We start from the raw sequence: 15,820 nt of genomic DNA, 5'->3' as shown, positions 1-15,820 counted from the left end.
TCACATTTTATTTCATCATTTCTTCAACAATCTTTACAACATCTTTAATTTTTTCATCAGTCAGACTATAGTAAGTATACATTCCAACCTTTTTGCAAGATAAAACATTTCCGTTTTTTAAAATCCTAAGATGTTTTGAAATGTTTGCTTGAGAAGATTCTATATTATCGTTTATATGACATACACAAGTAGGTCCATCATATAATTCCTTTACTATCTTAATTCTAAGTGGATGACCTAATGCTTTAAAAAATTCACATGCCGTATCTTTCATTAAAATCAATCTCCTTAAATAATAACTTTAATACCTTTTCAGAAACCTTTCTATTTATTCCTTTATAAGGGAAACAATGAATATGGATAGCTGGATTAAAGTTAATTTCTATTATTCCGTAATTATCTATATTTGCTTTTTCTTTAATGTTTTGAATCATTACATCTACACCAGTAATTTTAGCATCTACAGTTTTAGCACACTCTATTGCAATCTTTTTATAACTTTCATCTATATCATCAGTAAAATCAATACTATCCCCACCAGTACTAATATTTGAGTTTTCTCTTAAATAAACTACTTCTCCACTTTTAGGAATATAATTAAAATTTTTATTAGATTCTTTTAAAAATGTTTCTTCTATCTCTGTAAGACTTATTTTTTCTAAAGGAGTTTTATAACCCTTTCCTCTTAATGGGTCCATGTTTTTAATTTCTACAAGTTCTTTTATAGTCTTCTCACCATCACCTGTTACGTTTGCAGGAACTCTATGAAGTATTCCTACAACTTCATCTTCTATAACTAAAAATCTATATTCTTTACCTTCTATAAATTCTTCAATTAAAATAGATCTATCTTCTGAAAATGCAATTTCAACTGCTCTTTTATAATCTTTAAAAGAAGGTGAAGCTTTAAATATACTAATTCCTATTCCAAAATTAGTTGTTTTAGGTTTTACAACTAAAGCCTTATTTTCATATTTATAAAAATCCTCTAAAGCATCATCTATTTTTTCATAATATCCACCCTTAGGAACTCTTATATTATTCTTTTCTAAAACTTTTTTAGTTACAAGTTTATTTTCCATAATTAATGCCGTAATATAACTATCTTTAGAAGTTTTAGTTGCTTGCTTTACATACTCAGTATGTCCTTTATAGTTTAGAGATATAAAATTTTCATCTCTATCTAAAATATCAAATTTGATTCCATTTTTTAAAGCATCAATAATTAAAATTTGAGTTGATAGTTCAAAATCTTCATAACCGATTAATTTAAATGCTTCTTTTTTGCTTTCTTCTAAATATTCTTTAGAAAGGTCTATAAAGTAATCTGAGTATTTACTTTCTCTTATATCTTTTATAATTCTACTTGAAATTGTAGTCTCTGGTTTTAAAAATCTTATCTTTGCTATCTCTAAAACCTTTTTGTATTCCTCATCACCATCAAATAAAGTATCTACTATTTTTTGGAGTTCCTTTATTATTTTAAACCCTGCTTCTTCAATTAAGACATCTTTCCCATCAATTTTTACAAATTTTTCATCTTTATTATCTAAAGTTTTATTATCATTTTCTACTATTTCATTATGTACTTCTATAGTATATTTTTCATCATCTTCAAAAGCAGTATATAAAAGAAATAAATGCATTAGATATAAAGTATCAAGTGAAACACCACATTGCTCCGTAGGGTCTAAATCTAACATCCTTATTTCTATATACTCTACTCCATCCTTTTTTAAATTCTCTAAAACATTTTTAGGATTTTTTGTTTTAAATCTTATAGGACTATAGTATTCTTTTGCACTTTGAATGCATTTATCTTGGATTAATCTATAAACATCTTCTACATAACTATTTAAATCATTATATGATACATAATAATCTTCATTATTTTTATATCCGCATTTACTATTTCTTAAAGAATAGATTCCCTTTAAGTAATAATCTTCTCTTCCTATTCTCTCACTTGACTTAGTACATTTATTACAGTAGCTTTTATGAAAAACTGGGCTTGCACCAGTTAAATAAACTAAAAACCATTTATACTTTAAAAAGTTTCTTCCTATTTTAAAATATAAATCATCCTTAAATTCTCTAAATGTTTTATTGCAGTTTAGAGTATTATATATATCTTTTAAAAGATCTTCTTTAAAGGAGAAATTAAAATGAACTCCACTTATTAATTGTTTCTTTGCACCGTATTTTTGCATTAAGTTTTCTCTATATTTAACTTCATCTAAATTATTAAGTTTAGCAACCTTTATTTTATTAACATCTGTAATTACAGGTGGATTACTTTGAGGCCAAAGATACTCACCACTTTTAAGTTGTAAAGAAGCTATATTATGAAGATTTCTAATATAATTATATGCTTCTAAAACAGTAGATACAGCTGGCGTTACAAGCTCTATTTGACTTTCTGAAAAGTCTCTTTTTATAAATTCATTATCTTCTAAAAATATCTTTGGATGATCTGTAGATGCAATTTCTCCATTTTTATCTACCCGTATATTTTCTTTCTCTAGTCCAAAATTACCTTTTTTAAATTTACTCTTAAAATTATTTTCGTTTATTATTTTTAAAAATTTATCCATATCATTGCACCTCTTTTTTTAACTTTTTAAAATTAAACATAAACCATATAACAAGTATTACACCTTTAAATATACTACTTATACTAATACTTAACCATATACCATCTATTCCAAATAGATAGCTCTTTGATAAAATTATAGCAAAAGGTATCCTAAGTGCACTAAAAATCACACTTATTATAGGCGGTATAAATGTTTTCCCTATCCCATTGAAAGCCCCTACAGTAAAGAGTTCCATACACATAAACACTTGTGATATACCAAGTATTTTCATGTAACTTGCACCCATAGTTAGAGCTTCATTAGAATTTAAAAATATTTTAAATATCGGTTCTGGAAATAAAATAAATATAAAGGAAACTATACTTCCAAAAGCAATTGTCATAATAAGTCCCTTAAAGTAGCCTTCTTTAATTCTATCGAATTTTTTAGCACCATAATTTTGCCCTACATAAGCTGCTATTGCACCTTGAAGCCCTCCAATTGTTATATAAGAAATTGATTCAATTTGAACTCCAACCTTTTGAACCGCAATAGCTGTCGCTCCAAAATTAGCTACTATTTTTGCAATTACCATAGAAATTAAAATAAAAGTTACTCTTTGAAGAGTTATAGGTATTCCCATCTTTATTACTTCAAATGCTCTTCTTATATCTAATTTAAAGTCTTTAAATATAGTTTTTATATTTTTATATGATATAAAAATAAAAACTAATAAAACTACAACCCTTGCTATAAGGGTAGCTATAGCAGCTCCACTTACTCCAAGTCCTTTAAAATTTCCAATACCAAATATTAAAATCGGATCTAATACCATATTAAAAATAAAACCTATAGTATTTGCCCTAAATGGTATTTTGCTATTTCCATAGCTATTTAAAATAGTAGTAAATAATGAGTTAAAAAACATAAATATTATTCCAAGAGAGGATAACACTAAATAATTTTCCGCCATGTTTACTACGTATTGATTATTCAAATCATAAAATCCTATTAAACTCTTTTTAAATATACATAAAAATATAGTATAAACTATTCCTATTATTAGAGTTAATACTATACTATTATTTATATAAAAACTTTTAGATTCACTATCATCTTTTCCGATAGCATGAGATAACTTTACTCCCGTACCAATTAGAACTAGTGTGAAAATTGCAAGCGCAAGATTTATAAAAAAGCTTGCAGTTCCAATAGCTGCTACTGAATCACTACCGAGTCTTCCAATCCAAATCATATCAATCATACCATAGGCAGTTTGAATAAAATTTGTAATTATTATAGGAAGAGATAATTTTACTAAAGAATTTATAATTTTTCCATTTGTTAAATCTATTGTTTTCATATTCCACCTCCACTTTATAACTATATAGCTATATGGTTATAAAGTAAAGAAAAAATTTAGCATGCTTAGTTTATTTAAGCATGCTAAGGTTTTAAAAATCTTCTAAAACTATTTCAAAGAATGCTCTAGGATGATCACAAACTGGACAATTAACAGGGGCTATTTCCCCTTCAAATATGTAACCACAGTTTTGACATCTCCACTCTACCTTTTTATCTTTTTTAAAAATTTTTCCTGAATTTAATAACTCATATAATAATTTATATCTTTCATCATGCTTTTTTTCGATTTTTCCAACTTCATTTAGCAAAAACGCTATTTTTTCAAACCCTTCTTCTTTTGCTGTTTCTGAAAACTCTTTATACATATCTGTCCATTCGTAGTTTTCTCCGCTATATGCATCTTTTAAATTGTCTAAAGTATTTGGCATTTCACCACCATTTAATAGCTTTAGCCATATTTTAGCGTGTGCCATTTCGTTATGGGCAGTTTCTTCAAAAACATCTGCTATAATATTACACCCTTCGTTTCTAGCTTCTTTTGCATAAAAAGTATACTTATTTCTAGCTGCAGACTCACCTTTAAAAGCCTCCATAAGGTTTTTTTCTGTTTTACTTCCTTTTAAATCCATTGATAAACACCTCTTTAATATTATTACTTTAATATTTTTAGCATTTATCAATACTTTATTCATCAAAAAGGAAACTGACTTAATCAGTTTCCTTTTAATCTACCTTCTATGCCTTCTTCTACCGTTTCCATTATTTCCATTCATATTACCGTTCATGTTATTATTCATGTTACCGCCCATATTTTGGTTGTAATTTCCACCGTTATTCATTAGCATATTAAGTAGCTCGTTAACATCTACGTTGTTCCCATTCATGCTTCTGTTTTGATTATTCATCCCATTTTGCATGTTTTGAGGTTGCATGTTTCCATTTTGCATCGCGTTTAATAACATATCCATCATGTTGTTATTTCCCATGTTACCATTCATGTTATTTCCCATATTGGAGTTCATATTATTATTTCTCATATTCTGGTTCATGTTATTGTTATTGTTTCTCATATTCTGGTTCATGTTATTATTCATTCCGTTTTGCATAGGGTTCATCCTATTTCCACCGTTTTGATTCATTCTATTTCCTTGCATCATAGGATTCATCCTATTTCCTTGCATTCCAGAAAATCCGTTCATAAGCATATTTAATAGTGGGTTTCCACCCATACCTTGCATGCCTCCCATCATATTCTGCATACCGCCCATCATGTTTTGCATTCCTCCCATATTAGGATTCATACCACCCATTAGGCCTGCAAGAGGATTCATACCACCCATCATAGGACCCATTCCGTTCATAAGCATATTTATTAGTGGGTTCATATAATACTTCCTTTATATTAATCTCTCACTATATTATAGAAATTTGTATCTCTTTTGATACTAAGTACACTTAAATAATTAAAGTTCTTTTAATGCTTTTAAAATTTCATCGTAAGATGGATGATCGCTTATATCTTTGCAATATTCAACAAACTTAACATTGTTGTTTTCATCTAATATGAATGTTGCTCTAGCTAAAAGTCCCATTTCTTCTATATAAACTCCATAGTTTTCACCAAAGCTTCTATCTTTATAATCAGAAAGAGTTTTAACATTTTCTACATCTTCAAGTCCACACCATCTTTTTTGTGCAAAAGGTAAATCCATTGAAACTACATAAATAGTAACATCATCAAGCTTTGCAGCTTCTTTATTAAATCTTTTTACTTCTAAATCACAAACCGGTGTATCTAATGAAGGTACAGTTAAAAAAACTCTTTTACCTTCTGTATCTTTTAATTTTACAGGTTTTAAATCATTATCATATACTACAAAGTCAGGTGCTTGTTCTCCTACCCTAACTTCTGCCCCTCTTATAGTAATTTTTTGTCCTTGTGCTGTTATTTCCATTTTTATCACTCCTTAAGTTTTTTCTTTATAACTATAATACTACATTTAACCGTATTAATTGTTAAGAAATAATTAATATTATTTATAGTTTTCTTTAACCTTTCACTTTTTTATTATTTACTTAATGATTATTTTTATATACACAAAAAAGAAGAAGCTAGATTAATTCTAACTTCTTTTTAACTTATTCTTTATTTTCGTAATTTATAGGCAGAGTAATTATAAATTCAGATCCTTTTCCTTCTTCACTCTCTACTGATATTTTACCGTTATGCAGTTCAACTAAATTTTTAACTAAAGTAAGTCCAATACCGCTACTACAATGCTTACTAGAAACAATAGCTTCAACTTGTGCAAATCTATCAAAAATTACGTTTTGATTTTCTTTTGATATACCTATTCCCGTATCCCTTACTATTAAATCAACAGTATCACCGTTGTCCTTAAATCCTATATAAATACTTCCACCCTCTGGTGTAAATTTCACAGCATTTGAGATTAGATTTATAATGCATCTTTCTATTTCAGTAGGATCACAAATTATAGTTTTTTCCTCTACATCTGGATCTATTATAAGATCTAATCCATTTTCTTCAATATATACCTTCATAGAAAGTGCAACTTCCTCTAAAAGATAAACTATATCTACTTTTTCACACTTTAATCTATATTGTCCTGCTTTTATTTTAGAACTATCTATTAAATCATTAATAACCTTTAATAAGGTATTAGAATTCATCTTAATAATTCCCATATATCTATTTATATCATCTTTTTTAATACCCTTTTCAGAATTATTTAAAGTTGTTATTAATTGCTCTGAAGATAAAATTACATTAAGTGGTGTTCTTAATTCGTGAGATAAGTTAACTATATACGTATTTCTAAATTCTTCTGCTTTTATAAGTTCTTTATTTAGAGTATCTTTTTCAACTAACTCTTTATTTAATTGGATTGTTCTAACTCTTACTAATCCGCCTAGTATCTTAACATAATTTACAGTAAAAAATACAATAGCACAAATTATTGCCAAATAAATGACATAAGCTATTTTACTTTTATACCAAGCTTCTTTTATGTTAATCTTAAATTCACGAACATCACTAACTTCACCCATCCCATTACTAGTTCTTACTTTAAACTTATAATGCCCAGATGGTAAGTTTGTATAACTTACATAATTTCTTTGTCCTGAATATATCCAATCTTTATCAAATCCTTCAAGCATATACTCATAATTACTTTTTCCTAAATTACTATAGTACGGCTTAAAAAATTCAATTGAAAATGTATTTTCGTTATTTTTTAGGTTTATATCATCACTAAATTTAATGTCATTATTATTATAAACTTTAAAACTTGATATCGTTACCTTTACATCATCTTTTGCATCTCTTCTAACATCATCAGGGAAAAAGGCCGTAACTCCATTTATTCCCCCAAAATACATTTCACCATCTTTATTTTTAAATTCTGCTGTACCATTAAACTCATTACTTTGAAGTCCATCTACAACCGTGTAATTGTCAAAAGTTTCAGTTTTTTGATTAAACTTAGATAAACCTCCATTTGTACTTACCCATAAATTATTATAATTATCAATTAAAATACCATACGTATAATCATTTGCTAAACCATTTTTTTCAGTATAGGTCGTAAATTTATCAGTCTTTGGGTCTAACTTACATATACCATAAGAAGTTGTCGCCCATATAAAACCATTCTTATCTTCGTTTATACCTTTAACTGCATTATTACTTAAAGACTCTAGATTTCCAGACTGATTTTTATAAACTTTCACCTTTTTAGAATCAGGATTATATTTTATTAATCCTCCATTCCACCCCATCCCAAACCAAAAGTTCCCTTTAGAGTCCTCAAATATTCTTCTAACGTAAGTTTCTCCTACATTATTATCTATAAAAATATTATTTAAATTAGTAAATTTCCCTGACTTTGGATCCAAAATATCTAATCCATCACGAGTTCCTATCCAAAGCTGCCCTTTTTTATCAAAGTAAAGATCCCTAACATCATTATGAATTAATGAATTTTTATGATCATCATGATAATATCTCTTAATTTCATCTGTCTTTGGATCTAACCTTGCCATTCCATCCTTCGTCGCAACCCAAATATTTCCGTAATCATCTCCTGTAACTTGAAACAATGTATTACTTGGAATAGAATTTTTGTTTTTAGGATCAAAGGTATATTGTTTAACTTTTCCAGTCTTTTTATTATAAGCATTTAATCCATTGTTATTTGTCCCTATCCAAAGTATTCCATCCTTATCCTCATAAATTCCTCCTATAGAATTACCACTTAAGGAATTATCTTCAAAAGGCCTCTTTTTATAATTTATAAAATACTGATTAGGGTTTAAAATACTTATACCACTATAAGTACCTATCCACATAAGCCCTTCTCTATCTCTGTATATGCTTTGAACACTAGTATTTACTAAAGAGTCAGAATCGTATTGATTATTAGTATAAACATTTGTACTTCCATCCGAATGAGAATATTTAATAAGTCCACCCTTACTTCCAATCCAAATATCTCCGTTTAAATCTTCATATATACTATTAATAGCATATTTTTCAGAGCCATATAAATTATTTATAGTTTTCAAATCATCAAATTTCTTATTGTCTAAGTTATACTTGAAAATACCTCTAGATTGAGTACCTATCCAAAGATTATTAAAAGTATCTCTATATAATTTTGTAATAGTAGCTTCTTCTAGTTCACTAAACTTCTTACTTTCTACTCGAGTCACCTTATCTGTATTTATATCAACCTTATTAAGCCCTTCCTTTGTACCAACCCAAATAGTCCCGTCTATCCCTTCACAAATCCCAGTTATAAAGTTCCTGCTTAAAGTTTTGCTATTAACATCTCCAAAGAAATATTTTTTAAATTCACCAGTAGAACTATCATATTTATTTAATCCATTTTCAGTTCCTATCCAAAGATTCCCTTTACTATCTATAAACAAATCCCAAATATGCTTATTAGAAATTTTTTTAGGATCGTTTATATCACTATAGATTCTTTGTACTGTGGATGTTTTTCTATCTAATTTACTAAGTCCAGAACTAGATCCTATCCAAAGATAACCATCTCTGTCTTCAACAATAGAACCAATTATACCTGGCCATAATGTATTTTCTTCATTTTCTGTACCCTTAATAACTGTAAAGTTGTATCCATCATATCTATTAAGTCCATCATTTGTTCCAAACCACATATATCCTTCTTCATCTTGATATATAGAATAGACTGACCCCTGTGATAATCCATTATTAATCGTTAAGTTTTTAAATTTAAGATACTTGTCCTTTTCCTTTGCAAAAGCCACTTCGCTTATAACTATAGAAAAAGTGATAAATGTCATAAAAAAAATACAAAACTTCAAAAATCTCCTTTTATTCAATTTGTCCCCCTCACCTTTCGACATTTTCCAATTTTATTATATTTTCACATAATTATTTTTCATTGTCAACGAAAGGGATAATTTAACACATTCTAAAAAAGAGTAGAAAATCTACTCTTTTTTTAAAATTTCTTTAATTTTATACGCTCTAATACTATTTTTTATAGACATCTTATACTTTAGCCCTTCAATAATTAAATATTTTTCAATCTCCTCGGTATTAGTTTGGATAACTTCCTTATCTTTCTTAAACTTTTTAAAAATCTTTACTTCTTTTTCGTTATCTTTTTTTAGAAGTTCTTCATAAAGTTTTGATATTTTGCTTTCATCTGTTTCAATCTCTTCTTTAAAGTTATATTTTAAAATTTCGAACTTTTCTAAATTTAAATCAAATTTAGAATTTATTTTTGCAATTTCTTTATCAAATGCCTTTTCTATTATTTCTAATTCATAATCTATTTCTTTAAGGTAATCTTTTTTTATATTTAACATTTCAAAATCACTTATATCATCCTCTTTTTTATCAAATATTTTATTTCTATTTTGTAGCTTTATTTTATTAATTATCATATATATCGTCTTAACTATATACTCATCAAATATTATATCTAATTCATTTTTATACTCTTCGAATTTATAATTTAAATAACTTATTCCAGCTATATTTTCTGCAATTTTAACTATGTTTTTTTCATAGGAATTTACTAAAAAAACTCTTTCTTTTTTAAGATACGTACTAGCTCTTAAATATAAAGAATCTATTTTATTTTTACTAACCTCATCTTTATCTTTTATAAATAAAAAATAATCATCTTTTACTTCATTTTTTATAGTATCAATAAAAGATGATAGCTTTTTACTATCTTCTTTTGCACTACACTCATAGAAGTATATATTTTTAACTTCATCTATATCAGAGTTTTTAGATATTTTTTCTAATATCTTTTCTAGCTTAAAAAAATCTATTTTTAAATTAGTTGCATCTACCACCCTTAATATTAAATCATCTTTTATTTTTTTACCTTTAAATGAAATGAAATCTTCTAAACCTTTTAGTTTTTCTCTAATTGCATTGTCAAATTTTTTCCCTTCTAAATATCTAATAATTATATTTTCATCTACTGTATTTCCGCATCTAAAAACCATATTGACACATAACATCTTCTTCCCCCACTTTCATTACCTTATAATATATTGTATATAAAAACCACTTCTTTTTCTACTACATATTTCCAACATATTATTTAAATTTCTTTTTTTGTTTATAAATTATATATTGCATTATTATAATAATTTTTGTAATGAATGCAAAAAAGCAATTAACAAAAGTTAATTGCTTTGAATATTCTTATTTATTTTCTATTGCTGCTTTTACAAATTCTTTAAATAGTGGGTGAGGTCTGTTTGGTCTTGATTTTAATTCTGGGTGGAATTGAGCAGCTACAAACCAAGGGTGATCTTTAATTTCAACTATTTCAACAAGTCTACCATCTGGACTAGTTCCTGAAATAGTCATACCAGCTTCTTCAATCTCTGTTCTATACTCGTTATTAAACTCATATCTATGTCTATGTCTTTCATATATAACTTCGTCTTTATATGAATCCATAGCTTTTGTATCTTTTGATAATTTACAAGGATATAACCCAAGTCTCATAGTACCACCAAGGTCTTCTATGTCTTTTTGCTCTGGCATTATATCAATAACTGGATGAGTAGTTTCTTCGTTTAATTCTGAACTATGTGCATCTTTGTATCCAACTACATTTCTTGCAAATTCAATAACTGCACATTGCATACCAAGACAAATCCCTAAAAAAGGTACTTTATTTTCTCTAGCCCATCTTATAGCTTCAATTTTCCCTTCTACTCCTCTATCTCCAAAACCTCCAGGAACTAATACTCCATCTACTCCTTCAAGGTATTTATTGATGTCTTTTCCTTCGATTTCTTCTGCATTAATCCATTCTATTTCTACATTTGCGTCGTTATCAAGTCCACCATGGCTTAAAGATTCAACTACTGAAATATATGCATCATGTAATTCTACATATTTTCCAACTAGAGCTATTTTAACATTTTTCTTTAAAGATACTAGTCTGCTTACCATATCTTCCCAAGCACTATTATCTATTTCTCTAGTTTTTATATGTAGTTTCTCACAAACCAAATCATCTAATCCTTCGTTATGAAGCATTAAAGGAACTGCATAAAGATGTTCTGCATCTAAGTTTTGAATAACTGCTCTTCCTTCAATATTACAGAATAAACCGATTTTGTTTTTAATATCTTCTGATAATTCTTTCTCTGATCTACATACTATTATATCAGGTTGAATTCCAATACTTCTTAATTCTTTAACTGAATGCTGAGTAGGTTTAGTTTTTAATTCACCAGCTTTACCAAGGTATGGAACTAAAGTTACGTGTATAAAGCATACATTTTCAGGTCCAACCTCACTTCTTACTTGTCTTATAGCTTCTAGGAATGGTTGTGATTCTATATCTCCAACTGTTCCCCCGATTTCTGTAATAACAACATCTACATCTCTCTCTTTTGAAACTCTATATACTCTCTCTTTAATTGCATTTGTTATATGAGGTATAACTTGAACTGTTCCTCCAAGATATTCTCCTCTTCTTTCTTTAGATATTACTGACCAGTATATTCTTCCTGTAGTAACATTACTATTTTGTGTTAGATTTTCATCAATAAATCTTTCATAGTGACCTAAGTCTAAGTCTGTTTCAGCCCCATCATCAGTTACGAAAACTTCACCATGTTGGTAAGGACTCATTGTTCCTGGGTCAACATTTAGGTATGGATCAAATTTTTGAATTGAAACATTTAATCCTCTATTTTTTAATAGTCTTCCAAGTGATGCTGCTGTTATTCCTTTTCCTAATGCAGAAACAACTCCACCTGTTACAAATATATATTTAGTATTTTTACTCATAGAATTTCCTCCTTAGATAGTAGATTAGAAAATTTATTTAAATTTCTATTGACTCTTATCTTTAATAATAATATAATAGATATTACCCCGTAAATTTACGTTATTTATGGGGCATCTGTGGTTACTTTTTTAATAACATAGATATGATAATAACATATCTATTTGTAAATTGGTAGTCTTTTTTTATTCATATTTTATTAACACTCTTTTATTCTAACTGAGATCTTAGTTAAGAATTCCTTTTCATTTCTCGTAGATAAATAATCTAAAAGTCCTTCTTCATAAGAATCACTACATATCTCATAACCATTTTCTAAAATAAATCTTAATAATTTCTCATAGCTTTTCTTAGTTTCTTCATAAGGGCCGCTATGATTAATTACTGCATACAATCCCTTCTCTTTCTTCAAAAAGTTAGATTTATCGTTTTTAGATACCTTCATGATTAACTTACTTATATTAAAATAGTTGCCACTTAATATATCTTCTTTCCATACAATTGCACCAATTGGAAATCCAGAAATTATATTTTCTCTTTCATTTTCATTTACTAGTTCTGTCACACCTTTAATTATTCCATCAAAATAATAATTTCCTATATCTACTGTATTAAAATGCTCTTCTTTGCAAAATTCAATATACGGATCTTTTTTAGTTAATGAATTTATTCCTTCTTCTGTAGTACTTATTTTATTTTCTACATTTTTAATAATATTATTTAAGTTTTTTATTTTTAGTTTAGTTTTTTCTCTTTCTTTATTTAAAAGATTTAAGAATTCTTCTGGGCTTCTATTATCTAAGTATTCTTTTATCTCACCTAAAGATACACCTATTTCTCTTAATTGCATAAGGACACTAAAACTATCGTACTGTGAAATATGGTAGTATCTATATCCTTTAGAATCTTTATATTTAGGCTTAAAAACATTTTCTTTATCATAATAGATAAGGGTTTTTCTATTTGTCTTGCATAAATCTGCAAAGTCACTTATCTTAATATATTTACTTATATCCTTTTCCATAATAAAATCTCCTTGACTGTATAGTTACTATACATTATATACTTTTATTATAATTTAAAGAAGGGACATAAATGTAATATGGAAAATATTTTTAGCAAAAAACTAACCTTTTCACAATTTTTAAAATTCGTAATGCCAGCAATAATTTCTATGGTATTTATATCATTTTATACTATAGTTGATGGAATATTTGTTTCAAACTTCGTTGGCTCTGACGCTTTAGCAAGTATAAACATTGTACTTCCACTTATTAATTTAGTATTTGGTTTTGCAGTTATGATTGGAACTGGAGGAAGTGCTGTAATAGCTATAAAACTTGGAGAAAAAAAGATTGAAGAATCAAAAAACACTTTTTCAGCCTTAATGATTTTTTCATTTGTATTTAGTTTAATTTTGGGTATTATTTTATGCTTTTTTATGAAAGATATATCTTATCTTTTAGGTGCTACAGATAGACTTATCGATTATTCAATAACTTATGGGATCATAATAGCTTTTTTCACTCCTGTATTTGTAATAAAGTCATTAGTTGAATTCTTTATAAGAACGGATGGAGATTTCAAGTTTAGTCTTTTTATATCAATTATAGGTGGTGTAATTAATATTGTACTTGATTATGTTTTCATCGTAATTTTTGGATATGGAATAGGTGGAGCTGCTTTAGCTACAGGCCTTGGAGCTTTAATATCTCTTTTAATTGGTTTATTATATTTTAGACGTGAAAAATCAACTTTAAAATTTATTAAACCTAAATTCGATTTTAAAATTATTAAAGATGTCTGTATAAATGGATCTTCTGAAATGGTAACCGAACTATCAACAGGTATAACAACACTACTTTTTAATTATTTAGCCTTAAAATATGCAGGAGAAGATGGTGTAGCTGCTCTTACTATAATTTTATATGCTCACTTTTTATTAATTTCAACATACCTTGGTTTTTCAGCCGGTGTATCTCCTATAATAAGTTATAACTATGGAGCTAGAAATTATAAAAAATTAAAAGAAGTTCTTAAGTATTCAAAATACTTCTTAGCTTTTTCTTCTATTTTTATCTTTATATTTTCAATAACATTTGCAAAAGGAATAGTTCAAGTATTTGTAGATCCTTCAAATAATACTTACTTCTTAGCTTTAAAGGGACTTTATATATTTTCATTTGCATTTTTAGCTGTTGGATTTAACGTTTTTGCATCTGGATTATTCACATCCTTATCAAACGGAAAAATTTCAGCAATAATATCTTTTGCACGTGCCTTCTTATTTGTAATAATAGGTGCATTAATATTCCCTACACTATTTGAAATTGATGGACTTTGGCTAATCGTACCATTTGCAGAATTATTAACCTTACTTATTGATATATTCTTCATAAAAGAATATAAAGATTTTTATCATTTAGAATTTTAAAAAGCTATGCACTAGAAAAAGTCTAGTGCATAGCTTTTATTTTATAAATCAAAATAGTCATCACATCTATTCACTTTTAATTTTTTAACTAATACTTCTTCTAATTCTTTAATTGCTTTAATAGTTCTTAAAACAGATTCATTGACCATTAATATATCATCTACACTACAAACTTCATCTAAAACCTTTTGAATTTTCAAACTTTCTGAATTTAATATTTTAGATATAGAGTTTTCTATATTAGCTATAGACTTTTCTATATCATCATTTTTTAAATTACAACTATTACAAGGTGTATTATCATTTTTACAAACAACACAAGTACATGCAGGGTACCTGTCTTTACATACGCTATTGTCTCCTAAATTACACATATACGGGCAAAGAGGAAGATCACTTAAACAAATAGCAAACCTTCTTACATAGGATTTATTTCCATCATTAAATAAAGTGAAAAATTTAATTTTCTTATTTTTAAAAGAAAGACTATATGTTTGAGATCTTGGATTTTCTCTTCCATTCATATTTATATTAATGCAACCACAATCAGATGAAATGATAAATATTTGATCACTTATCCTTTTTTCTATAATACATCTTAAAGGTGCAATTTCTAAACAATATATAAATGCATAAGTTTTTGTGCTTATTATATTAACAACTTCCCCTGATTTATTAAAATCTAATACAAAATTTTTATAAGTTACTATTATAGTATCATAACAACAATTAAATGAGATTCCTAAAATTTCTCCAAAATACTTTGTATTTGGATTTAATTTAATAGTTCCGATTTCCTTATAGTAAATATCTAGCTTATAAATATTTAAATTATCTCCTTTAATAGTTCCATAAAATATACACTCACCATTATTAAAATATAAATTATTATATCTAGAACAAAGAAGTGTTTCACTTATATAATTAAAGTTATCATCATATTTATACACCCTAGAGCAATTTTCTATTTTTAGTTCTTCTAATAAATAAAAAATATTGCTATCGTTTGTTATTGATGAAAAAACTGCATTTCCAGTTGGTGTAACTAGTGGTATTTTATCTAAATTAACATCAGTATACATAAAAACCTCCTTATT

12 protein-coding genes are annotated in these 15,820 nt (G+C 27.1%); 1 reads left to right on the top strand and 11 read right to left on the bottom strand.

Going from position 1 to position 15,820, the window contains the following annotated elements:
* Positions 1–7: 7 nt before the first annotated feature.
* The 10 genes from INR60_RS04055 to INR60_RS04010 all read right to left on the bottom strand — a co-directional run bounded on the left by INR60_RS04055 (position 8) and on the right by INR60_RS04010 (position 13,313).
* Complete coding sequence (locus tag INR60_RS04055; RefSeq protein ID WP_194190193.1) at positions 8–274, bottom strand: ArsR/SmtB family transcription factor; 267 nt, start codon at positions 272–274, stop codon at positions 8–10.
* Positions 255–2,594, bottom strand: a complete 2,340-nt coding sequence (gene gshAB / locus INR60_RS04050; RefSeq protein ID WP_194190192.1) for a bifunctional glutamate--cysteine ligase GshA/glutathione synthetase GshB — start codon at positions 2,592–2,594, stop codon at positions 255–257. The genes INR60_RS04055 and gshAB overlap by 20 nt, the downstream gene beginning before the upstream one ends.
* Before the next feature lies 1 nt (position 2,595).
* Positions 2,596–3,939, bottom strand: coding sequence for an MATE family efflux transporter (locus tag INR60_RS04045; RefSeq protein WP_194190191.1), 1,344 nt, complete (start codon positions 3,937–3,939; stop codon positions 2,596–2,598).
* Positions 3,940–4,030: 91 nt separating this feature from the next.
* Entirely contained in the window at positions 4,031–4,570 is a 540-nt protein-coding gene (rbr, locus tag INR60_RS04040) for a rubrerythrin (RefSeq protein ID WP_194190190.1), read from the bottom strand.
* Positions 4,571–4,669: 99 nt separating this feature from the next.
* A complete protein-coding gene (locus INR60_RS04035; RefSeq protein ID WP_194190189.1) occupies positions 4,670–5,326 on the bottom strand; it encodes a hypothetical protein in 657 nt (218 codons plus the stop codon).
* A 78-nt stretch (positions 5,327–5,404) separates the two neighbouring features.
* Complete coding sequence (tpx, locus tag INR60_RS04030) at positions 5,405–5,896, bottom strand: thiol peroxidase (RefSeq protein ID WP_194190188.1); 492 nt, start codon at positions 5,894–5,896, stop codon at positions 5,405–5,407.
* Positions 5,897–6,080: 184 nt separating this feature from the next.
* Complete coding sequence (locus INR60_RS04025; RefSeq protein ID WP_194190187.1) at positions 6,081–9,296, bottom strand: ligand-binding sensor domain-containing protein; 3,216 nt, start codon at positions 9,294–9,296, stop codon at positions 6,081–6,083.
* Positions 9,297–9,446: 150 nt separating this feature from the next.
* Positions 9,447–10,496, bottom strand: coding sequence for a hypothetical protein (locus INR60_RS04020; RefSeq protein WP_194190186.1), 1,050 nt, complete (start codon positions 10,494–10,496; stop codon positions 9,447–9,449).
* A gap of 187 nt (positions 10,497–10,683) precedes the next feature.
* Positions 10,684–12,291 (bottom strand): CTP synthase, encoded by a 1,608-nt coding sequence (pyrG, locus tag INR60_RS04015; protein ID WP_194190185.1) that lies wholly within the window; start codon positions 12,289–12,291, stop codon positions 10,684–10,686.
* Between the two features lie 197 nt (positions 12,292–12,488).
* The gene (locus tag INR60_RS04010; protein ID WP_194190184.1) at positions 12,489–13,313 is read right to left on the bottom strand and encodes a MerR family transcriptional regulator; all 825 of its coding nucleotides are present in this window, start codon (positions 13,311–13,313) and stop codon (positions 12,489–12,491) included.
* Positions 13,314–13,391: 78 nt separating this feature from the next.
* On the opposite strand from INR60_RS04010, the gene INR60_RS04005 reads away from it, so the two are divergent.
* A complete protein-coding gene (locus tag INR60_RS04005; RefSeq protein WP_194190183.1) occupies positions 13,392–14,723 on the top strand; it encodes an MATE family efflux transporter in 1,332 nt (443 codons plus the stop codon).
* 41 nt (positions 14,724–14,764) lie between these two features.
* Here the strand turns inward: INR60_RS04005 and INR60_RS04000 are convergent, their stop codons facing one another.
* Positions 14,765–15,805 carry an alpha-helical endospore appendage domain-containing protein gene (locus INR60_RS04000; protein WP_194190182.1) on the bottom strand — a complete coding sequence of 347 codons (1,041 nt, stop codon included), beginning with the start codon at positions 15,803–15,805 and terminating at the stop codon, positions 14,765–14,767.
* Positions 15,806–15,820 lie beyond the last annotated feature (15 nt).

The sequence above is a fragment of the Clostridium chrysemydis genome (assembly GCF_015234215.1).
Classification (GTDB): domain Bacteria; phylum Bacillota; class Clostridia; order Clostridiales; family Clostridiaceae; genus Clostridium; species Clostridium chrysemydis.
This window is presented reverse-complemented; position numbering and strand designations above follow the sequence as displayed.

What these genes read in the sequence shown, in the direction of transcription:
- INR60_RS04000 (WP_194190182.1), bottom strand. Translation starts at nt 15,805, where the DNA reads ATGTATACTGATGTTAATTTAGATAAAATACCACTAGTTACACCAACT.
- INR60_RS04010 (WP_194190184.1), bottom strand. Translation starts at nt 13,313, where the DNA reads ATGGAAAAGGATATAAGTAAATATATTAAGATAAGTGACTTTGCAGAT.
- tpx (WP_194190188.1), bottom strand. Translation starts at nt 5,896, where the DNA reads ATGGAAATAACAGCACAAGGACAAAAAATTACTATAAGAGGGGCAGAA.
- gshAB (WP_194190192.1), bottom strand. Translation starts at nt 2,594, where the DNA reads ATGGATAAATTTTTAAAAATAATAAACGAAAATAATTTTAAGAGTAAA.
- INR60_RS04055 (WP_194190193.1), bottom strand. Translation starts at nt 274, where the DNA reads ATGAAAGATACGGCATGTGAATTTTTTAAAGCATTAGGTCATCCACTT.
- INR60_RS04005 (WP_194190183.1), top strand. Translation starts at nt 13,392, where the DNA reads ATGGAAAATATTTTTAGCAAAAAACTAACCTTTTCACAATTTTTAAAA.
- INR60_RS04035 (WP_194190189.1), bottom strand. Translation starts at nt 5,326, where the DNA reads ATGAACCCACTAATAAATATGCTTATGAACGGAATGGGTCCTATGATG.
- pyrG (WP_194190185.1), bottom strand. Translation starts at nt 12,291, where the DNA reads ATGAGTAAAAATACTAAATATATATTTGTAACAGGTGGAGTTGTTTCT.
- rbr (WP_194190190.1), bottom strand. Translation starts at nt 4,570, where the DNA reads ATGGATTTAAAAGGAAGTAAAACAGAAAAAAACCTTATGGAGGCTTTT.
- INR60_RS04020 (WP_194190186.1), bottom strand. Translation starts at nt 10,496, where the DNA reads ATGTTATGTGTCAATATGGTTTTTAGATGCGGAAATACAGTAGATGAA.
- INR60_RS04045 (WP_194190191.1), bottom strand. Translation starts at nt 3,939, where the DNA reads ATGAAAACAATAGATTTAACAAATGGAAAAATTATAAATTCTTTAGTA.
- INR60_RS04025 (WP_194190187.1), bottom strand. Translation starts at nt 9,296, where the DNA reads ATGACATTTATCACTTTTTCTATAGTTATAAGCGAAGTGGCTTTTGCA.